Annotated in this window: 19 protein-coding genes; 6 read left to right on the top strand and 13 right to left on the bottom strand. The window is 55.1% G+C overall.

Annotation, left to right across the window (positions count from 1 at the left end; genetic code table 11):
* Window positions 1-18: 18 nt before the first annotated feature.
* The 5 genes from murP to gltP form a co-directional block, all read right to left on the bottom strand.
* Window positions 19-1473 (bottom strand): PTS N-acetylmuramic acid transporter subunit IIBC, encoded by a 1455-nt coding sequence (murP, locus tag Q7C21_RS18015; protein ID WP_008926621.1) that lies wholly within the window; start codon window positions 1471-1473, stop codon window positions 19-21.
* Window positions 1473-2384, bottom strand: coding sequence for an N-acetylmuramic acid 6-phosphate etherase (gene murQ, locus Q7C21_RS18010; RefSeq protein WP_008926620.1), 912 nt, complete (start codon window positions 2382-2384; stop codon window positions 1473-1475). The genes murP and murQ overlap by 1 nt, the downstream gene beginning before the upstream one ends.
* A 572-nt stretch (window positions 2385-2956) precedes the next feature.
* The gene (locus Q7C21_RS18005) at window positions 2957-3331 is read right to left on the bottom strand and encodes a helix-turn-helix domain-containing protein (protein WP_003855711.1); all 375 of its coding nucleotides are present in this window, start codon (window positions 3329-3331) and stop codon (window positions 2957-2959) included.
* A 268-nt stretch (window positions 3332-3599) separates the two neighbouring features.
* Window positions 3600-3722, bottom strand: a complete 123-nt coding sequence (locus tag Q7C21_RS18000) for a type II toxin-antitoxin system RelE/ParE family toxin (protein WP_003855712.1) — start codon at window positions 3720-3722, stop codon at window positions 3600-3602.
* Between the two features lie 217 nt (window positions 3723-3939).
* Window positions 3940-5241 (bottom strand): glutamate/aspartate:proton symporter GltP, encoded by a 1302-nt coding sequence (gltP, locus tag Q7C21_RS17995; RefSeq protein WP_039660663.1) that lies wholly within the window; start codon window positions 5239-5241, stop codon window positions 3940-3942.
* Between the two features lie 585 nt (window positions 5242-5826).
* Between gltP and acs the strand changes: the two genes are divergently transcribed.
* From acs to Q7C21_RS17980, 3 genes are all read left to right on the top strand, one after another.
* The gene (gene acs / locus Q7C21_RS17990; RefSeq protein WP_008926618.1) at window positions 5827-7782 is read left to right on the top strand and encodes an acetate--CoA ligase; all 1956 of its coding nucleotides are present in this window, start codon (window positions 5827-5829) and stop codon (window positions 7780-7782) included.
* A 140-nt stretch (window positions 7783-7922) separates the two neighbouring features.
* Window positions 7923-8252, top strand: coding sequence for a DUF485 domain-containing protein (locus Q7C21_RS17985; RefSeq protein WP_003855715.1), 330 nt, complete (start codon window positions 7923-7925; stop codon window positions 8250-8252).
* On the top strand, window positions 8249-9904 hold the full coding sequence (locus Q7C21_RS17980) for a cation acetate symporter (RefSeq protein WP_003855716.1): 1656 nt from the start codon (window positions 8249-8251) through the stop codon (window positions 9902-9904). The genes Q7C21_RS17985 and Q7C21_RS17980 overlap by 4 nt, the downstream gene beginning before the upstream one ends.
* An 82-nt stretch (window positions 9905-9986) precedes the next feature.
* Here the strand turns inward: Q7C21_RS17980 and Q7C21_RS17975 are convergent, their stop codons facing one another.
* The 3 genes from Q7C21_RS17975 to Q7C21_RS17965 form a co-directional block, all read right to left on the bottom strand.
* Window positions 9987-10532 (bottom strand): YfaZ family outer membrane protein, encoded by a 546-nt coding sequence (locus Q7C21_RS17975; protein WP_003855717.1) that lies wholly within the window; start codon window positions 10530-10532, stop codon window positions 9987-9989.
* Window positions 10533-10672: 140 nt separating this feature from the next.
* Window positions 10673-11368, bottom strand: coding sequence for an LrgB family protein (locus Q7C21_RS17970; protein ID WP_039660666.1), 696 nt, complete (start codon window positions 11366-11368; stop codon window positions 10673-10675).
* Window positions 11361-11786: a CidA/LrgA family protein gene (locus Q7C21_RS17965; protein WP_033763398.1), complete on the bottom strand. Its 426-nt coding sequence runs from the start codon at window positions 11784-11786 to the stop codon at window positions 11361-11363. Before Q7C21_RS17965 ends, Q7C21_RS17970 begins: the two co-directional genes overlap by 8 nt.
* A 102-nt stretch (window positions 11787-11888) precedes the next feature.
* On the opposite strand from Q7C21_RS17965, the gene Q7C21_RS17960 reads away from it, so the two are divergent.
* Entirely contained in the window at window positions 11889-12791 is a 903-nt protein-coding gene (locus Q7C21_RS17960; protein ID WP_008926616.1) for a LysR family transcriptional regulator, read from the top strand.
* Window positions 12792-12835: 44 nt separating this feature from the next.
* Here the strand turns inward: Q7C21_RS17960 and Q7C21_RS17955 are convergent, their stop codons facing one another.
* The 4 genes from Q7C21_RS17955 to soxR all read right to left on the bottom strand — a co-directional run bounded on the left by Q7C21_RS17955 (window position 12836) and on the right by soxR (window position 17529).
* Window positions 12836-14485, bottom strand: coding sequence for a Na+/H+ antiporter (locus tag Q7C21_RS17955; protein WP_003855721.1), 1650 nt, complete (start codon window positions 14483-14485; stop codon window positions 12836-12838).
* Between the two features lie 145 nt (window positions 14486-14630).
* Window positions 14631-15980, bottom strand: coding sequence for an NCS2 family permease (locus Q7C21_RS17950; RefSeq protein ID WP_110411731.1), 1350 nt, complete (start codon window positions 15978-15980; stop codon window positions 14631-14633).
* A 358-nt stretch (window positions 15981-16338) separates the two neighbouring features.
* On the bottom strand, window positions 16339-17004 hold the full coding sequence (locus Q7C21_RS17945) for a glutathione S-transferase family protein (RefSeq protein WP_033743428.1): 666 nt from the start codon (window positions 17002-17004) through the stop codon (window positions 16339-16341).
* 39 nt (window positions 17005-17043) lie between these two features.
* On the bottom strand, window positions 17044-17529 hold the full coding sequence (soxR, locus tag Q7C21_RS17940; RefSeq protein WP_003855725.1) for a redox-sensitive transcriptional activator SoxR: 486 nt from the start codon (window positions 17527-17529) through the stop codon (window positions 17044-17046).
* Between the two features lie 100 nt (window positions 17530-17629).
* On the opposite strand from soxR, the gene soxS reads away from it, so the two are divergent.
* Both soxS and Q7C21_RS17930 read left to right on the top strand, forming a co-directional pair.
* A complete protein-coding gene (soxS, locus tag Q7C21_RS17935) occupies window positions 17630-18055 on the top strand; it encodes a superoxide response transcriptional regulator SoxS (protein WP_003855727.1) in 426 nt (141 codons plus the stop codon).
* A 253-nt stretch (window positions 18056-18308) separates the two neighbouring features.
* Complete coding sequence (locus Q7C21_RS17930; protein WP_008926612.1) at window positions 18309-18590, top strand: YjcB family protein; 282 nt, start codon at window positions 18309-18311, stop codon at window positions 18588-18590.
* Window positions 18591-18656: 66 nt separating this feature from the next.
* Here Q7C21_RS17930 and Q7C21_RS17925 read toward each other — a convergent pair whose 3' ends face one another.
* Window positions 18657-19607, bottom strand: a complete 951-nt coding sequence (locus tag Q7C21_RS17925; RefSeq protein WP_008926611.1) for an ATP-grasp fold amidoligase family protein — start codon at window positions 19605-19607, stop codon at window positions 18657-18659.
* Between the last annotated feature and the right edge of the window lie 5 nt (window positions 19608-19612).

The following is a 19612-nucleotide window of genomic DNA, read 5'->3' as shown; positions in this document are numbered from 1 at the left end:
GAGAATTCCGGCAGTGGCTTAACTGAGGTCAACATTACGGGTGCCAAACCACCAGGTGAGCAGAAAACCGCCGGTCCATGCGACGATCAGCCCGGCCAGGTAAACTGCCATCCCGGCGAAGATGCCCTGGCTGGAGGTCATCAGTGGCAGAGTGACCAGCCCGGACGGCCCGAATACCGTGTTCATCCCCACTGGCAAACCCAGCCACGCGACCAATCCAATAAAAAAGCCGCCCAGTGCTCCGCCGCCACAGGCGGTGATAAAGGGCTTGAGGCGGGGCAGCGTGACACCATAGATCAGCGGCTCGCCCACCCCAAGCAGGCCGGGGACAATTGCACCTTTGATCTGCGCCCGCAGCAGCGCGCCTTTTTCTGCTTTGCACCAGAGTGCCAGTGATGCGCCGACCTGGCCTGCGCCCGCCATTGCCAGAATCGGAAACAGCGAGTTAAATCCCTGGGTTTCCATCAACGCAAAATAGACAGGAATAAAGCCCTGATGAATACCGAACATCACCGCAATCAGGAACAGTCCAGCCAGCAGCGCGCAGCCAAAGGGATTGCTATTGAGGTGGATAAACAGCCACGACATTCCCTTAAACAGTTCGCCGCCCAGCGGCATAATCAGCAGATAGGTGATGGCGCCCGTGATCACCAGCGTAAACAGCGAGGTGAGGATCATATCCAGGTTGTCAGGAATGATTTTGCGCAGCTGTTTCTCTATCCACGCCCCGATAATCGCCGCCATCAGCACACCGATAATGTTGCCGCGCGGATCGATCGTCAGACCAAAGAAGCTCTCCATACCGCTGTAGTAGCCGGTGGTGGCCGTGGGCACATAGCCGAGCACAAACAGCGAGGCGATGATGGCGCCGTTTACGCCGCTGCCGCCAAAGGCTTTCTGTGCGTTATAGCCGATCAGAATACTGAGAAAGGTGAACAGCCCTTTGCCGAACACCTTCATGTAGGCCACGGTGTGCAGCAGCCAGGGCGCGTGATCGCCGGGCGCATTAAGATGGAGACTCTGTTCAATCAGCGTGGCAAATCCCAGCAGCAGTCCCGCGCCGATAAAGCCTGGGATTAGCGGCGTGAAGATAGTGGCGAAGCGCGACAGGAACTGATGCACCCCACTGGTCTGTTTCGCCTTTAGCTGCTGCTTCTGCTGCGCTGCCAGCTGGCTAAGCGCCGCCGTTTCGCCCTGCGAAGCCATTGCAGTATCACCCTGCGACAGCAGGCTTTGCATTCCCTCGGCGGCGGTTTGCGCTTTTCCTGGCCCCACGACAATCTGTAACTGCGCATCGCTGTCGATGACCCCCAGCACGCCCGGCAGGCTTTTTAACCTGGAAAGATCAGCCTGTTCTGGCTGATTCAGCGTCAGGCGGAGCCGTGTCATGCAGTGACCGCAGGCCGCGATATTCTGCGCACCACCGACCGCCTGCAGGATGTCGCGTAACAGTGCCTCGGTGATTTTCGCCATCAGCGTGCCCCCGCTGCCTGTAGCGCCTGACGGATAAAGCCCTGATGCTGACCGAGCAGCGCTTTGGCCTCATCGGCGTTCAGGTCAGCCAGTACCATCAGGATGGCGGTTTTGCAGTGTCCGCCACAGCCGGTCAGCGCCGCACGAGCAGTCGCGTCATCACAATCCGTAGCCTGCATGACGATGTTGACCTGGCGCTGCACCAGTTTCTGGTTAGTGGCTTCCACATCGACCATCAGGTTGCCATAGACTTTTCCGCTGCGGATCATTGATCCGGTGGTGAGCATGTTGAGCACCAGTTTCTGCGCCGTGCCCGCTTTCATGCGGGAGGAGCCGGTGACCACTTCCGGACCGACCACGGGTGTGAGCGCAATGGCGGCAACCTGTGACATCGCGCTGCCCGGATTACAGCTAAGCGACACAGTGGTCGCGCCCAGTTCATTCGCGTAAGCCAGCGCACCCAGCACATAAGGTGTGCGACCACTGGCGGCGATACCGACCAGCACGTCATGGCGGCTAAAATGGATGTCTTTCAAATCCTGCGCGCCCTGTTCCCGGTTATCTTCGGCGTTTTCAACCGCCTGTAGTATTGCGGTGTGGCCGCCGGCAATCAGGCCAATCACCTGCTCACGCGGCGTGCCAAAGGTAGGCGGGCATTCGCTGGCATCCAGGATGCCCAGCCGCCCGGAGGTGCCCGCACCGCAATAGATCAGTCGTCCACCTGCACGAAACGCGGCACAGATGGCGTCAACGGCGGTGGCGATTTGCGGCACGATGGCCTCAACCGCCAGCGCCACCTTTTTATCTTCGTCATTAATGACGCGCAGCATCGCTTCGGTGGAGAGTTCATCAATGTTCTGGCTGGCCGGGTTGCGGCCTTCGGTGAGCATCTGGCTGAGGTCGAGTTTCATGGCGGGCTCCGCTAAGGAATAAATTATTCGATTTACTCACTATCATAACGAATGATTAATTCATTGAGTGAGATCTTTTTTCAATGGCTGTGGGGTGGGTCATGTTGCGGGGGATTGGGCTGGTTAGCGTTGAGCTTAAGCAGGGTGCCTGGCATTCGGGGCTTAATGGCTTTGTGATCAGAGCCAGTCAGAAAAGGTTCACCTGATCGTAAAGACGCATTCGTCATCCATGACGCTCGGCCCACGCCATCCCTGGCGGTGGGACGCTTTACTCTTCAGGTGAACCTTTTCTTCCCTTAGGCTGTTTTATTGCTGTTTGTAAAGGGCTTGAGCTTGCCGATAAGATTTAAAAATCCGTGCTGTATCGCAAATAAATCCTTCGATACGATCTTTTGATTTTCTTAAAATACAGCGCATAGCTGGCATAAAGGCGGATACAAAGGGGGAGCGGAGTAAAGCGTCCGCCGCATGGATGCGGCGGCCGAGGCCCCAGGGATGGGTTTACGCCGACTTTACGTAGCCACCCTTTGTGTCCGACTGAAAGGCACAATGCGGTTTAAAAGCACGTTGATTTAATCAATATAAAGTTGTGACGTTCTGCAGTCATATAAGGCTGCCAGCTTCTCAAGCGTTTGTTTTTGAGGTTTCTTTCTCGACTCTAACTTCGAAACGCCAGCCTGCGTGATGCCTAATTTGTTCGCGACCTCTTCCTGCGACATTTGCCGATGTAAACGCCAGGCAACATGCAAAGGAACAGATTGCCTCCGGCTGATTTTCATTACGTCATGGGGAATCGTTTCGTCATCATCCGGTCCCGCTTTATAGGTGAGAGGCTCAAATACGTCGTCTAAGTGACGCCCGGCCATGAGCCGGTTAAACAACTCAATGGGGATGACGGCACCCGTGCGGTTCCCGCGCTCGTCTGTCAGAAACTGTATCGCATTCATGGTTAATCACTCCTTACTGCCGCAACAGTCCAGACCTGATCATCTGCTGGCGCGACTTAGCTATGTTCTTATCTGCTCTTAACTCAGTGGTGACGCAGGCTAACCCCAACCGCTTGCTAACGCTTTTTATACGTGGTCGATGTTCTTCTTACGACTTCTAGAATAGCGATAACCACTGGCTGACCTTTCTCTATCTTCCACAGCACGCGGTAGTGACCCACCACCAACTTCATTCGCTTCTCTTTATCATCCGTCAGCTTTTCGACCTTCAGATGGGAATATCAGGCCACTTAGCCAGCGCCTCTACAGCATCTTCGATGGCGTTACCTTCTTTCTGAGGCAGCCCATATAGCTGTTTCAATGCCCTTTTCGTCCAGTTAATTTCTGGCATCCGTCAACACTCCTTGTTGTCAAAGCACGCTTTCAATCCACCTTTAAAAATAACCAAATTCAGTCATAAAAGCAACGAAAAAGCTATCAAAAGCGCTATTTAGTTATATTTATATAACTAATTTTTTGAATGCTCATCCTGCTAAGAACGATGACAAAGCCACACAAACAAAAAGGGCCCAACTTTCGTTGAGCCCCTCTTTACGTTAACGCTGTTCTCAGCTTGCGGTCTGTGTACGCAACTGCAGCTCATACTCTTTTGCCTGTTCAGCGTCGAACTGGTTTTCCCAGCGGGCAATCACCAGCACCGCCAGCGCGTTACCGACCACGTTCAGCGCAGTACGCGCCATATCCATGATGCGGTCAACACCGGCGATAAACGCCAGACCTTCAAGAGGAATACCAACGCTGCCCAGCGTGGCCAGCAGCACCACGAACGACACGCCTGGCACACCCGCGATCCCTTTCGAGGTCACCATCAGCGTCAGGACCAGCACAATCTCATCGGTCAGCGACAGGTCAATGCCGTACAGCTGGGCAATAAAGATCGCCGCGATACTCTGATACAGCGTCGAACCATCCAGATTGAACGAATAACCGGTCGGCACCACGAAGCTGGTTATCGCTTTTGGTGCGCCGTAGGCTTCCATCTTCTCCATGATGCGTGGCAACACGGTTTCTGAGCTGGAGGTAGAGTAAGAGAGAATCAGCTCATCCTTCAGGATACGCATCAGCGTAGTAATCCGCAGCTTACAGAAGCGCGCGACTCCGCCCAGCACCACAAAAGCGAAGAACAGAATTGCCGCGTAAACCAGCAGCACCAGCTTAGCCAGCGGCCACAGCGAGGCAAATCCGAAGTTAGCGATGGTCACCGCAATCAGCGCAAACACACCGACCGGCGCATAACGCATGATCATGTGCGTCACTTTAAACATCGTTTCAGAAATGCCACGGAACAGGTTTACCAGCGGATCGCGCTGTTCCGACGGCAGTGACGACAGACCTAAGCCAAACAGCACCGAGAAAAAGATAATCGGCAGCATGTCGCCCTTCGCCATGGAAGCGAAGATATTCTGCGGGATCAGCGACAGAATGGTGGTGACCAGGCTGTGCGGACCGCCCTGTACCTCTGCCGTTGTCGCTTCATATTTAGAGATGTCCACCGTTGCCAGCGTTGACATATCAATGCCGGTGCCGGGTTGAAATACGTTGGCCAGCGTAATACCGACCACAATGGCAAGGGTGGTGATCACTTCAAAGTAGAGAATCGTTTTGACGCCGATGCGTCCCAGCTTTTTTGCATCACCCACGCCAGCGATGCCGACAACCAGGGATGAAATCACAATCGGTACCACAATCATCTTGATAAGATGAATAAAGATATCGCCTGCAGGACTGAGAATGTTAGCGACTAACCATTCACGATTGTCTGGCTGATTATGCAATACAGCACCCACAACGATGCCAAGCACCAGGGCTGTCAGAATCTGCCAGGCCAGGCTGATTTTAAAACCTTTCATAACGCGTAATTTCCTCAGTCAAAACCCGTTTCTCTCTACTGCGAAGGTGCAGAAGACAATACACACAGGGAGTGAGCAAAAAGCCCGGTAAATTAGAGGGTGTTTAGAAACAGCGCCTCGTATGAAAATCTGATGATTCCCATACCCATTTTCAGACGCGGTCTGAGTTGATACCTGCAGAACAGGGGCGAGATAAGTACCATTTTCACTGTGGTGAATGCAACCCCTGGCAGATCCGATTAAAAGTTAGCCACCTAAGCAGCATAAAGTGCTGCCGGAAGTAAAAATACCTAACCTGCTGTTATGAAAAGTAATACTTAGATGAATTTACGCATAGCTATTCACTACTGGTTAAAAAGGCTGCCGGCGCGTTTGCTTGCTTTTTATCCAGCCCATTCCCTTTTCATACCCCTTCTTAATTCCCCATCGCCGTCAGAGCGTTAAACGAAAGTAGCAATCCGGCTTCACGTTTTGCGGCGGAAGCGCTATCACGTGATCTGTGGCGCAAAAAAGAAACAAAGACTCAGGGCAGGCTTTAATTAACCATTGATTGACATATCATTAACATCTTCAAGGAGATCCGCCATGAGCCAAAATCACATTCATCCTGTTCCAGAGAATATTGCAGCAAACACCCTGATTACAGCAGAGCAGTATCAGGCGATGTATCAGCAATCTGTCGACGATCCAGACAGCTTCTGGGGCGAACAGGGCAAAATCCTTGACTGGATTAAGCCTTACAGCAAAGTGAAAAACTGCTCGTTTGCGCCAGGTAACATTAACATTCGCTGGTACGAAGATGGCACGCTCAACCTGGCGGCAAACTGCCTTGACCGTCATCTCGCCACGCGCGGCGATCACCCGGCGATTATCTGGGAAGGCGATGACGCCAGCGAAAGCAAAACCCTGACCTTCCGCCAGCTGCATGCTGAAGTCTGTCGCTTCGCCAACGTGCTGGAGCTGCTGGACGTGAAAAAAGGCGACGTGGTGGCGATCTATATGCCGATGGTGCCGGAAGCCGCGGTGGCAATGCTGGCCTGCGCGCGTATTGGTGCCGTCCACTCGGTGATTTTTGGCGGCTTCTCACCGGAAGCGGTCGCTGGCCGTATCGTCGATTCCAGCGCTTCGCTGGTGATTACGGCCGATGAAGGGATCCGCGCCGGTCGCAGCATTCCGCTGAAGAAAAATGTCGATGATGCGTTAAAAAATCCCAACGTCACCAGCGTGAAAAACGTGGTGGTGTTCCAGCGCACCGGTAAAGATGTAGGCTGGGTTGAAGGCCGCGATCAGTGGTGGCATGACCTGATGCTCAACGCCAGCACCAACCATTCTGCAGCCGAAGTCGGCGCGGAAGATCCATTGTTTATCCTTTATACGTCGGGTTCAACCGGTAAACCTAAAGGTGTGCTGCATACCACTGGCGGGTATCTGGTCTATGCCGCCACCACCTTTAAGTTCGTCTTTGATTATCATCAGGATGATATCTACTGGTGCACCGCCGATGTCGGCTGGGTAACCGGTCACAGCTATCTGGTGTATGGTCCGCTGGCCTGTGGTGCCACCACCCTGATGTTTGAAGGGGTGCCGAACTGGCCAACACCGAGCCGTATGGCGGAAGTGGTTGATAAACATAAAGTCACCCTGCTTTACACCGCGCCGACCGCCATCCGTGCGCTGATGGCGGAAGGGGACAAAGCGATTGCCGGCACCGACCGCAGCAGCCTGCGCATTATGGGCTCGGTCGGCGAGCCGATTAACCCTGAAGCCTGGGAGTGGTACTACAAGAAAATTGGTAACAGCCGCTGTCCGATTGTGGATACCTGGTGGCAGACCGAAACCGGCGGCTTCATGATCACGCCGCTGCCGGGTGCGACCGAACTGAAAGCCGGTTCCGCCACCCGACCGTTCTTTGGCGTGCAACCGGCGCTGGTGGACAACGAAGGTCAGCCACAGGAAGGTGCCTGTGAAGGCAATCTGGTGATCACCGAGTCGTGGCCGGGACAGGCACGTACCCTCTTTGGCGATCACGACCGTTTTGAGCAGACTTACTTCTCTACCTTTAAAAATGTTTACTTCAGTGGAGACGGTGCCCGTCGCGATGAAGATGGCTACTACTGGATCACGGGACGCGTCGATGACGTGCTCAACGTCTCCGGTCACCGCCTGGGAACCGCTGAGATTGAATCGGCGCTGGTGTCGCACCCTAAAATTGCCGAAGCGGCCGTGGTGGGGATACCTCACAGCATCAAAGGCCAGGCGATTTATGCCTATATCACGCTGAATCACGGCGAAGAGCCTTCGCCAGAGCTGTACACCGAAGTGCGCCAGTGGGTCCGCAAAGAGATTGGCCCCATTGCCACGCCTGATGTGCTGCACTGGACCGACTCACTGCCGAAAACCCGCTCCGGCAAAATCATGCGCCGTATTCTGCGCAAAATTGCCACCGGTGATACCAGCAACCTGGGTGATACCTCTACCCTCGCCGATCCTGGCGTAGTTGAAAAACTGCTTGAGGAGAAACAGTCGATCAAAATGCCTTAAGCGCACGCTGTCCGGCGGGAAGATCGCTTCCCGCCACCCCCGCCCTACGCAGTCTGTTCCGGTAGTCACAAATATTATAACCAGCTGAATCCACGCCCTGTCGTGAGGTTCTTGCCTGCAAGCCCTCTGGAGAAAATGTGATGAATGACGCCCTTTCGAATCAGGATGCAATCAATCAGCAGATTGAACGTAATCCGCTTTTTCATGAGTTAGTCCATAAGCGCCAGGCGTTCGCGACGCTGCTGTCGCTGATTATGCTGGTGCTCTATGTCGGTTTTATCCTGCTGATTGCGTTTGCGCCCGGCTGGCTCGGTACGCCGCTGCATGCCGGAACCAATGTGACGCGCGGCATCCCGATTGGCGTCGGGCTGATTGTGATGTCATTTGTGCTGACCGGTGTCTATGTCTGGCGCGCCAACGGGGAATTTGACCGTTTAACCAAAGCGATCCTCCGCGAGGTGAAATCATGACCCGTCTCACCTTATGGCTACTGGCCCTGATGTTGCCGTTTTCAGCGCTGGCCGCCGATGCGATTACCGGTGCGGTGCAGCGCCAGGCGACCAACTATCAGGCGATTATCATGTTTACGATTTTCGTCGGCGCCACGCTGGGGATTACTTACTGGGCGTCAAAACGCACCCGTTCGCGCAACGACTACTACACTGCGGGCGGCAATATCACCGGCTTTCAGAATGGCCTGGCGATGGCGGGTGACTTCATGTCAGCAGCCTCATTTCTGGGCATTTCGGCGCTGGTTTACACCTCCGGCTATGACGGACTGATCTACTCGCTCGGCTTCCTGGTCGGCTGGCCGATGATTCTGTTTTTAATTGCCGAGCGGCTGCGCAACCTGGGTCGTTATACCTTTGCTGACGTCGCCTCCTATCGTCTGAAGCAGATGCCGATTCGCACCCTGTCAGCCTGCGGTTCGCTGGTGGTGGTGGCGCTCTACCTGATCGCGCAGATGGTGGGTGCCGGTAAGCTTATCCAGCTGCTGTTTGGCCTGAACTATCATGTGGCGGTGGTTCTGGTGGGCATTCTGATGGTGATGTACGTGCTGTTTGGCGGCATGCTGGCAACCACCTGGGTGCAGATCATCAAGGCGGTGCTGCTGCTGTTTGGTGCCTCTTTTATGGCCATCATGGTAATGAAAGCAGCCAATTTCAGCTTTAATACGCTGTTCACCGAAGCGATGGCAGTCCATCCAAAAGGCATCGCGATTATGCAGCCTGGCGGACTGGTGAAAGATCCTATCTCGGCGCTGTCGCTGGGGCTGGGCCTGATGTTTGGTACAGCCGGATTGCCGCACATTCTGATGCGCTTCTTCACCGTCGCGGATGCCAAAGAGGCCCGTAAAAGTGTCTTCTGGGCCACCGGCTTTATGGGTTACTTCTACTTCCTCACCTTTATTATCGGCTTCGGTGCCATCCTGCTGGTGGGCGCTAATCCGGCCTTTAAAGATGCCAGCGGCGCCTTGATTGGTGGGACCAATATGGCGGCGGTGCATCTGGCTAACGCCGTGGGCGGCAGCACCTTCCTGGGCTTTATCTCAGCGGTTGCCTTTGCCACCATTCTGGCCGTGGTCGCGGGCCTGACCCTGGCGGGTGCGTCGGCGGTTTCTCACGACCTCTATGCCAGCGTGTACCGCAAAGGTCAGGCGAGCGAGAAAGATGAGCTGCGGGTTTCTAAAATCACCGTGCTGGCGCTGGGCGTGGTCGCTATTGCGCTGGGTATTCTGTTTGAGAAGCAGAACATCGCCTTTATGGTCGGGCTGGCCTTCTCAATTGCGGCCAGCTGTAACTTCCCGATCATTCTGCTGTCGATGTACTGGTCAAAACTCACCACGCGCGGCGCGATGGTGGGCGGCTGGCTGGGTCTGCTGACTGCCGTCATTCTGATGATCCTTGGCCCAACCGTGTGGGTGCAGGTGCTGGGAAATGCGACACCGATTTTCCCGTATGAATATCCGGCGCTGTTCTCCATGGTAGTGGCATTTGTGGGCATCTGGCTCTTCTCTGTCACCGACCATTCGCAGCAGGGCGCAGAGGAACGTTCGCGCTTCCGCGCACAGTTTATTCGCTCGCAGACGGGCACCGGCATTGAACAGGGTAAGGCGCACTGATCGCCGTTTAACATTGATAACGAGCAGCCAATAAAAAAGGGCGACTACAGAAGTAGTCGCCCTTCTCTTTCACGCAACAGAATCAGAAGCGCAGAGATGCACCCACGTACGGGCCATCGACCAGCACGTTATCTTTGCGTCCATCTTTGTTGTTCAGTTCGATGTACTGATAACCCACACGCAGGTTAAGCAGTGAAACCGGCGTGAAGCTCAGGCCGCCAGCGGCTTCCTGATAGCTGTCGAGGTGATCGGTGAACGACTCTGGCGCGTAATAATACTCACCATACAGGCCCCACATGCTGTTGAAGCTGTAGTGTGCTGCACCACCCAGCGCCACCGCAAATCCATCTTTTCCATCTTCAGGATGGGTGAAAATCGCTTTTGCGGTCGGCGCCAGACGCAGCGGCCCGAAATCAACGTTGTAACCCAGACCGGCACCGTAGGTGCTGCCGTCATGGTCGCTACGCAGCCAGTTACCTTTCAGAAACAGACCGGGTGTTGTGGTGCCCAGACCCAGGTTCAGGTTGGTGTTGTGTTCGCTGACATCAACACTGCCTTCAATTGCCTGAGCGGCGCCGCTCAGTAAAACCAGCCCAAGGGCGCTCCCGGTAACAAGTTGCTTAAACATGATTCCACTCCGTGAAGGACAATTAATTCGGCCGCAAGGTTAACAGCCTGAAACGGAGAGACAACAAAATCCGGGAAACTTTACGTAAAAATACGTGTCGCGTTCAGAATTACCGCTGCCTCTGCGCTACGCAGTGTAGACTATATTGTCCACATCAGGTGTCCAATCAGCGGAGCCAGCACCACGGTCACTACGCCCGAGAGCATCATAACCAGGCTGGCGACCACGCCCTCCTGCTGCCCAAGCTGATAAGCACGCGCCGTTCCGGCACCGTGCGACGCAGCCCCAAACCCGGCCCCTTTCGCCACACCCTGCTTGATTGCGAGGCGCAGAAACAGCACGTCACCTACCGCCATGCCAAACACGCCAGTGATGACCACAAACAGCGCAACCAGATCGGGCTGACCGCCAATTGGTCCGGCTGCGGCCAGCGCAAACGGGGTAGTAATGGAGCGCACCGCCAGACTGCGCTGGATTGACTCTGGCAGCGTCAACAGCCGCGCCAGCCAGACCGAGCTGCAGACAGCGACCACCGTGGCGGTCAATACGCCCGCGCTCAGGGATAGCCAGTGCCGCTTAATAATCTCCACGTTCTCATAGACTGGCACTGCAAACGCCAGCGTAGCGGGTCCCAGCAACCAGAGCAGCCAGTGGTTTTCAGCAATGTAATCCTGCCAGCTGATGTGCGTCAGCAGCAGCAGTCCGACCAGCACCAGCGGCGTCATGACCAGTGGCATTAACAGCAGTGTCCGCCAGCGGCTATAAAGCCGTTTATTCAGCGCATACACCAGCAGCGTAACCGCGACACACAAGAGACTGATGATAAAATCACGCATCTGGATTCTGCTTACGCGCGGCGCGCGCGACTTCATACTGATAAAGCCGGTCCACGACCCAGGCGGTCGACGCCAGCACCAGCGTCGTACTGACACCAATCACCACACAGATGCGCCAGCCATCCACACGCAGCAGCGCGCCATAGTTCACGACCGCCACTACCGCCGGAATAAAAAACAGCAACATTTCGGCCAGCAGCCAGCGTGACCCGGCTTTTACCCAGTTCAGCGGCACAATCCGCGTTACGATCAACGCCAGCAGCACCAGCATCCCGACGATATTGGCAGGCAGTGGCAGGTGCAGCCAGCTCACCAGCTGTTGACTGGCGACAAACAGGCCAATATATAACCCTACCTGCAGTGGCAGGCTAAGCCATTGCACTGCGCGGTTGCTGAGTGGAGTGAGTGCTAACGCCATCGCCTGTCTCCCCGATTAAATTGATGTCGCCAGTATAAAACGCCAACAGAGTGTGAAAAAAATGAATTAAAATTATCGTAATCATGCCTGAAAGGAATAGTTATGGACGTGCGCGCCCTGCGTTACTTTACTGAAGTGGTTCGCCAGCAGAGTTTTACCCGCGCGGCACAAAAGCTGTTTGTGACGCAGCCAACCATCAGCAAAATGCTGCGCCAGCTGGAGGAGGAGCTGGGCTGTACGCTGATCCTGCGCGATGGCCGTCGTCTTCATCTTACCGACAGCGGTCAGGCGGTCTATCAGCGTGGCCTGGCGATCCTGCAGGAGTTTCATCAGCTGGAAGCGGAGATTGGTGACATCAACCAGCTTAAAACCGGCGAGCTGCGACTCGGCATTCCGCCGATGGTCGGTATGCAGATAGCCGGATCGATTTCCGCCTTTCGCCGCCGCTATCCCGGCGTTCAGCTGAAAATCTCTGAGTTCGGCGGTCTGACCGTTCAGCAGGCGGTGCTGGCGGGCAGTCTGGATATCGCCCTGACCGCACTGCCGGTCGACGCTGAGCTGCCGCTGAACACCCTGCCCCTGATGCATCATCCGCTTTGCGTGCTGCTGCCGCGTCGCCCGGAGTGGCTCAGCCGCCAGCAGATTGGACTGGCAGAACTGGCCGCGCATCCGCTGCTGATTTTCAATGAGGAGTTTTCGCTGAATCGTCAGCTAATGCAGGCGTTTCAGCGGCTTAACCTGACGCCCACGGTGGCAGTGCGGAGCGGTCAGTGGGATTTTCTGGCGGCGATGGTGCAGGCGGAAATGGGGCTGGCGATTCTGCCAGAGCCTATCTGTCAGCGGCTGGATAAGCAGTCGCTCTTGTGGCTGCCGCTGGAATCGGAACTGAAGTGGAGTCTGGGTTTAATCTGGCGGGAAGGGAGTTATCTGTCGCGCAGTGCGCAGGCGTGGATCAACTGTTGCCGGGAGCACTGGCCGGATGAGCCGCCGCGCCTGTCGGTGTGAAAGGCTGGCACGCCCGCATGAATGCGCATGCGTGCCGGTCAGACTTACTCTTCTTTTTCGATCAGCAACGCTTCCAGTAGGTCCAAATCGTGCAGTAACGTCTGCATCGTCTCATTGGAAATTTGCTGGGTCGCGCGCAGATGATAGAGCTCCGCGCGCTCGGCACGCAATCCGGTCAGACGGAAGCGACGCTCAAGGTTCTCAGCATACAGCGCGTGTTCGAGGTCATTCTTTCCTTCGGCACGACGACGCAGGTTGCCAATCACTCGCAGACTCACCTCTTTGAGCAGTTCCGGATCGATGTTCTCTTCCGATCCGTTATCCAGTCGCTCTTCCATCTTGTGAAGGCTTTCAATCGCGGCGCCTGCCATTACCGCACGGGCATTCTGCAGCTCACGGCGGTGCGCACCTTTATCAATGGTATCCACGCCACGCAGGAGAATCGGCAGCAGCACTACGCCCACCAGCAATGAGAACAGAATCACACCGGTGGCGATAAACACCAGCTCATAACGCGCCGGGAAAGGCTCGCCATTGGTCAGGAACAGCGGAATCGACAGCACACCGGCCAGCGTAATGGCACCGCGCACTCCAGCAAAAGAGGCGATCAACAGCTCACGTAGCGAGTAGTTAGAGAACTCCATCGGCTTCTTCTTCAGCAGCCGTTTGCTGAAACGCTGCATAATCCACAGCCAGCCAAAACGCACGATCATCAGCGCGGCGTAGACCAGCCCGATATCGGCAAACAGCATCCAGAGTTCGACGTTCGGATCGGCCTGTGCCTGGTCGATTGAGGTCTGCAGAATATCCGGCAGCTGCAGGCCCAGCATCAGGAAGACCATGCCGTTGAACACGAACTCCAGCATCTGCCAGACGCTGTTTGCACGAAGACGCATCGCCAGCGGGGCCTGACGAATAATACCGGAACGGGTGATGGTCATACCGGCCGCCACCGCCGCCAGGATGCCTGAAACACCCAGATGTTCAGCAATCAGATAAGAGGCGAAAGGCAATAGCAGCAGCAGTACGGTCTGAGTGGCCGGATCGTCACCGCTCCAGCGGCTGAGCAGGCGCAACGACTTACCGTAGAGCCAGCAGATTGCCACACCCGCGACCAGGCCACCCACGGCGACCTTCAGAAACTCAATGCTGGCACCGCCCCAGGTAAACACCATCGTGCCCATGGCAACGGCCACGGCAAATTTCAGTGAAACCAGACCCGATGCATCATTCATCAGGGCTTCACCCTGCACAATCGACATAATCTTTTTGGGAATGCGGCCTTCACCCACAATGCCGGAAAGCGCCACGGCATCGGTAGGCGACAACACGGCCGCCAGCGCCAGCGCCGGAATCAACGGGATACCCGGCACCAGCCAGTAGATCAGATAGCCAATGCCGAACACCGTAATCAGCACCAGCGCCAGCGCTAAGCCAATTATCTCGCGGCCATGATGCAGGAACTCACTGATGGGCGTCTTCCAGCCATCCGCAAACAGCAACGGCGGAATGAACAGCACCAGAAACAGCTCTGGATCAAAGTCGACATGCAGACCAAACGTTGGCCAGGCCAGCATCGCACCCACGGCGATCTGAACGAGTGGCAAGGGGATCTGAAAAGGGAGAATACGAGCCGCGACGCCAGAGAGCGACACGACCAGCGTCATGATGAGAATTGTAAAAAAGATTTCCATGCTTTCCTTAGGCGTCGTTTCTTTCAATCATTGGTTAAGCATTAAAGTGTAAAACAAACTGCGGTGAAGGGTGTCAGCTACGCGTGCGCCGGGCGGGAAAAAAGTGACAAATACCGGGCGCACAAGCGCACGCCCGGTTGTGCCGTCAGATAGCCCAGCCACCGGCGTAAAATGCCACCAGCGCGACAGCAATAATGACCGTACCGACGTTGAGCTTACGCCATTCACCGGCAAAGAGACGGCCCACCACCAGGCTGGCAAAACCGATCATGATGCCGGTTACGATGTTGCAGGTGAGCACAATGATCACGGCCGTTAACAGGCCTGACATCGCATCGACAAAATCATTGAAGTCGACTTTTGCCACGTTGCTGAGCATCAGCAGCCCTACATACATTAAGGCGGGTGCGGTCGCGTAAGCCGGCACCAGATAAGCCAGCGGTGACATAAACAGAATAGCGAGAAACAGCAGGCCAACCACAATCGCAGTGAGACCCGTTTTGCCGCCTGCTGCGGTGCCTGCCGCCGATTCGATATAGACCGCAGCCGGTGATGCGCCCACCAGTCCCGCGAACAGGCTGCTGACAGAATCACTGGTCAGCGCACGGCCGCCATTAATAATCTGGCCCTGTTTATCCAGCAGATTGGCCTGACCCGCGACCGCGCGAATCGTGCCGGTAGCGTCAAAGACCGCGGTCATCACGAGTGCCAGCACGCTGGGCAACACCACCGGCTGCATCGCGCCCATAATGTCCAGGCTAAACAGCAGCGACTGCCCGCTGGCATCACGCAGGCTTGGCAGTGCAAACAGTCCCTGCCACTTCACCGCTGGGTCAAAGATCAGGCCCAGCAGTGAAATAGCGATAATCGTCAGCAGAATGCCGCCGGGCACCCGCCGCTTCTCCAGTCCAATGATCGCGGCCAGTCCCAGCAGCGTCATCATCACCGGGAAACTGGTGAAGTGGCCCAGTGCCACCGGCAGGCCCGGTGCCGGATTTTTTACGACCAGCCCGACGCCGTCAGCCGCAATCAGCAGCAGAAAAAGGCCAATCCCGACGCCGGTTCCGTGCGCTACACCCATTGGCAGATTACGCAGGATCCAGGCGCGGATGCCGGTCACCGAGATCAGGGTAAACAGCAGGCCCATCAGAAACACTGCACCCAGCGCCACCGGCACGCTGATGTGCTGACCCAGCACCAGGCTGAAAGCGGTAAAGGCGGTTAAAGAGATCGCACAGCCAATCGCCATCGGCAGATTGGCCCATAGCCCCATAAGGAGGGAGCCAAAGCTGGCGACCAGGCAGGTGGCGACAAACACGGCGGAGGGGGAGAAACCGGCTTTGCCCAGCATTCCCGGCACCACGATGACGGAGTAGACCATCGCCAGGAAGGTGGTGAGTCCGGCCAGAATTTCCTGCCGCACGCTGCTGCCGCGCGCCGAGATCGAGAACCAGGCGTCCAGTTTTCCACTGGCCGGGCGTGATTCAGTTGACATAGTTGAGCCTCAAATTTCTTGTTGTGTGGATCGCTCTGCGACCATCGCTGTCCCTGGAATAAGCGGGTAGACGGCGTCACTGCCCGGTTTAACCTGGCAGGCAAACGTTTACCTTGCCGCAGATAGTTAGCCGCTAAAATCGGCCAGATAAAAAGGCAGGGGATTATCGGGCGTTTAGCGGCACATTTTCAACAGCAACAGGGAGATTCATCAGCATAAAAATCAGAGATAAAGAGGGGATAGGCGTCCGGTACAAGCCATGATCACTCGCTGACATCCTGAAGTTAAAGCGATTTTCCGGAGAAAAAGCGCACCGGCGCAGGCATGAGGAGATCCGACGCGCCGGTGGAAAAGAGAACTAACCTGGCAGTGAAAGCTCGCCGCCCTGATCAATCGCACGTTGCCAGGCAGCACGCTGCTGCACGGTCTGAAGCCATTTCTGCGTGGCAGGCATCTGATCGAGTCCGGCACGTTGCGCCAGCGCCAGCAGCGGAAAGCTCATCTGGATATCCGCAATCGAGAAACGCTGGCCGGCAAACCAGGGATGCGTAGCCAGATGCTGTTCGATCATCTGCATGTGCGGCTTCAGCTGTTTATCCAGGAAAGCTTTCTGCACGCCTTTGCCGAATGCTGCCCCAACCGGACGCAGCAGCCAGGGCACCGGTGCTTTGCCCATCTGACCAAAGATTAGCTTCATGACCAGCAGTGGCATCAGCGAGCCTTCGGCATAATGCAGCCAGTAGCGGCACTGTAGCCGTGATTCCTCATCACTGACTTTCAGTCGGAACGCGTGGTCATGTTTCTCTTCAAGATATTCGAGAATGGCACCGGATTCTGCCACCACCCGATTGCCATCGGTAATGACGGGCGATTTCCCCAGCGGATGCACTTTTCTTAACGCCTCCGGAGCCAGCATGGTCGGTTCGCGTTGATAGCGTTTAATCTGGTACGGCACTTCAAGCTCTTCCAGCAGCCACAGCACCCGATGTGAGCGCGATTTCTCGAGATGGTGAACGGTGATCATCATGATTCCCTGTGTTTTGACCTTCACCAAGTATAGACGTCACTCTGTATCGGTATGTTTATCATCCTGTTCCGGGTCGAGTAGCACGGCACCTGAGCCCTGCTGACCCAGCCGATCGCCGGGGTTGCGCAGCGGGCAGTCGCGCATCGACAGGCAGCCGCAGCCGATACAGCCATCGAGGTCATTGCGCAGGCGGGTCAGGGTTTCAATACGCTTATCCAGCTCTTCGCGCCAGTGCTGCGTCAGGGCATCCCACTCTGGTGTGGACATACGCTTGTTTGCGGGAATATGGTCCAGACTGTCACTCACGGTCGCCAGCGGAATACCGATGCGCTGCGCAATCTTGATAATCGCGACACGTCGCAGCACGTCACGGCTGTATCGCCGCTGATTGCCGCTATTTCGCGTGCTGGAGATCAATCCTTTTGTCTCATAGAAGTGCAGCGCCGAGACCGCCACACCGCTACGGCGCGCCACTTCACCCGGTGTTAAAACCGGTTTTGGATAGTTGCGTTCTTTTTTCATCAGGCTCTTTACCTCAAGTTAACTTGAGGAATTATACTTGCTCTCCATCGAAACCCCTAAACTCCCATTAGCGTTTATTAAACACCAGAAGGATGAGGCCATGATGCAAGAAGAGATCATTCATTCCCTGACGCACTGGATTGACCAGAACCTGGATAAGAGCTTGTCGATTGATGAAGTTGCGGCCAAATCGGGCTATTCGAAATGGCATCTGCAGCGTATGTTCCGTTCCGTAACGAAACAAACGCTGGGTGGCTATATTCGTGAGCGCCGCCTGACGCTGGCAGCTGAAGCTTTGTCACAGACACAGCGACCGGTGTTTGATATTGCGATGCAGTATGGCTATGACTCGCAGCAGACCTTTTCCCGCGTGTTTCGTCGTCAGTTTGCACAGACGCCAACCGCTTATCGGCACACCATGCGTCGTCAGGCGATTCAGCGCCCTCGCCTGCCAGGTTTTGGCTATAACGATCCAATCAATAGCTTTACCCAGCGCACCACCGGCGAGTGTTGCCCGGTTCGCTGATTCTCCGTTGCGCCCGCCCTGGGCGCATCTGACTGATTTTTCCGCCGTTCTTCTTCTGCTGCTTACCCTTCCTTCGTGTCACTGCCACACCCGTGTAAATTTTGTTCAAAATTTAAAATCGGGTGATATAATGTGACCCAAGTCACACTTTAAACCTGGTTTGACGGCAAAAAAGTCTTCCCTGACACACTTTTTTGTCGCCGGTGATGTCCGCAGATTGTCAGGATTACCTGTTGATATTGAGGTCCGGCCAATGGCTACGTTAACCACCAGTTTTCTTGTTATGCGTTGGGAATTGCTGAGCGCAGTCATGATGTTTTTTGCCAGCACCCTGAAAACCAAACTTCGTCAGGATAGCCGTCACGTAATGGCATTTATGTGTGGCGGGATTGGTTTAGGCATGACCTGCTGGTTTGTCACCGGTCTGATGGGCATTACCCTGAGTATGGATAACGTGCATAACTTCGTGGAAATCTCAAAGCATGCCTTTATTGAAGCAATGAGCCAGGCGCCTGCTGACTGGCCGATGCCCTGATTGATTGCCTGAATTTTGCGCATAAAAAACCCCGCTAAGCGGGGTTTTTTATATTGCTGTGTGTGCTTAAATTTTCTTCAACATGGCAGGAATATTAACATCCTGCACGGTAGCGCCCGGGCTCTGCGTTCCGCGGCGGTCCTGAATCCACATATCTCCCATCATCTGATTTAAACCACGATCTAAGCCGGTGACCAGTCCTGCACCTGGGGTGAAGGTCAGTTCGCCAAAGTAGATCCTTTCGTCATGGATATACCAGTCCACACGTACGTAGTCGAAATCACTGGCCAGTTTTTTACTCAGTTCGAGCGCATGTTCCAGTGACGGCATAATCGGTGACACATCCAGACCGGTATCGCGAATTTTGTGATAGGCCTCGTTGAGGTTGTTCACGTAGAAATTCATCGACAGCAGCGGCTGACAGCGGTTGTAGATCACCTGCAGCACATATTCGAACTTGCCATCCCGCTTGTTGAACATATGGAACTTGTAATCAATCGGCGCGCTCTTGCCATCACCAATGTACTTCTCAACCAGGATACGTGGCTTGATGTAGCGATAGTGAATCTCACGCGCTTCGTTGGCAAAGTCAGTCTTCAGCCAGCGATAGCAGTCATGAATGATCTGCTGCTTGCGCAGGGCATCCGGCTCTTCCAGCAAAATCTCAACCATGTTGGAGGCGTGGTTCGGCTTGATCACCGTCCCCTTCCAGCAGGGTAAGCTGTTCAGCGTTGTCGGGTCAGTGGTTTCGTGTACCAACGGAATCAGGTATTCATTACCGATTTTTTCAGCAATGAATTCGCGCACCGAGTACTTATCAGACAGACGACCGTAATTCTGGTAATCGCCGAAGATAAACTTACGGTACAGCACCTTCTCATTGAACACTTTTGGCTGACGCAGATTGGGCAGCTTTCTGAACTTGTGGAAGTAGTAAATGCGGTCCTGATAAGCCCAGGGCATCTTCTTAATAAAGTACTGCACACTTCTTCTGAGTTCTTCTTTCAACTTGAGCATATCTG

Source organism: Pantoea sp. ANP04, from assembly GCF_041982285.1.
Lineage (GTDB): Bacteria > Pseudomonadota > Gammaproteobacteria > Enterobacterales > Enterobacteriaceae > Pantoea > Pantoea eucalypti.
The sequence above is the reverse complement of the archived record's forward strand: the minus strand, read 5'-3'. Positions and strand labels throughout refer to the sequence as shown.

Excerpts from the sequence above, each read along its gene's own strand:
- murP (WP_008926621.1), bottom strand. The coding sequence starts at position 1,473 with ATGGCGAAAATCACCGAGGCACTGTTACGCGACATCCTGCAGGCGGTC.
- murQ (WP_008926620.1), bottom strand. The coding sequence starts at position 2,384 with ATGAAACTCGACCTCAGCCAGATGCTCACCGAAGGCCGCAACCCGGCC.
- Q7C21_RS18005 (WP_003855711.1), bottom strand. The coding sequence starts at position 3,331 with ATGAATGCGATACAGTTTCTGACAGACGAGCGCGGGAACCGCACGGGT.
- Q7C21_RS18000 (WP_003855712.1), bottom strand. The coding sequence starts at position 3,722 with ATGCCAGAAATTAACTGGACGAAAAGGGCATTGAAACAGCTATATGGG.
- gltP (WP_039660663.1), bottom strand. The coding sequence starts at position 5,241 with ATGAAAGGTTTTAAAATCAGCCTGGCCTGGCAGATTCTGACAGCCCTG.
- acs (WP_008926618.1), top strand. The coding sequence starts at position 5,827 with ATGAGCCAAAATCACATTCATCCTGTTCCAGAGAATATTGCAGCAAAC.
- Q7C21_RS17985 (WP_003855715.1), top strand. The coding sequence starts at position 7,923 with ATGAATGACGCCCTTTCGAATCAGGATGCAATCAATCAGCAGATTGAA.
- Q7C21_RS17980 (WP_003855716.1), top strand. The coding sequence starts at position 8,249 with ATGACCCGTCTCACCTTATGGCTACTGGCCCTGATGTTGCCGTTTTCA.
- Q7C21_RS17975 (WP_003855717.1), bottom strand. The coding sequence starts at position 10,532 with ATGTTTAAGCAACTTGTTACCGGGAGCGCCCTTGGGCTGGTTTTACTG.
- Q7C21_RS17970 (WP_039660666.1), bottom strand. The coding sequence starts at position 11,368 with ATGCGTGATTTTATCATCAGTCTCTTGTGTGTCGCGGTTACGCTGCTG.
- Q7C21_RS17965 (WP_033763398.1), bottom strand. The coding sequence starts at position 11,786 with ATGGCGTTAGCACTCACTCCACTCAGCAACCGCGCAGTGCAATGGCTT.
- Q7C21_RS17960 (WP_008926616.1), top strand. The coding sequence starts at position 11,889 with ATGGACGTGCGCGCCCTGCGTTACTTTACTGAAGTGGTTCGCCAGCAG.
- Q7C21_RS17955 (WP_003855721.1), bottom strand. The coding sequence starts at position 14,485 with ATGGAAATCTTTTTTACAATTCTCATCATGACGCTGGTCGTGTCGCTC.
- Q7C21_RS17950 (WP_110411731.1), bottom strand. The coding sequence starts at position 15,980 with ATGTCAACTGAATCACGCCCGGCCAGTGGAAAACTGGACGCCTGGTTC.
- Q7C21_RS17945 (WP_033743428.1), bottom strand. The coding sequence starts at position 17,004 with ATGATCACCGTTCACCATCTCGAGAAATCGCGCTCACATCGGGTGCTG.
- soxR (WP_003855725.1), bottom strand. The coding sequence starts at position 17,529 with ATGAAAAAAGAACGCAACTATCCAAAACCGGTTTTAACACCGGGTGAA.
- soxS (WP_003855727.1), top strand. The coding sequence starts at position 17,630 with ATGATGCAAGAAGAGATCATTCATTCCCTGACGCACTGGATTGACCAG.
- Q7C21_RS17930 (WP_008926612.1), top strand. The coding sequence starts at position 18,309 with ATGGCTACGTTAACCACCAGTTTTCTTGTTATGCGTTGGGAATTGCTG.
- Q7C21_RS17925 (WP_008926611.1), bottom strand. The coding sequence starts at position 19,607 with ATGCTCAAGTTGAAAGAAGAACTCAGAAGAAGTGTGCAGTACTTTATT.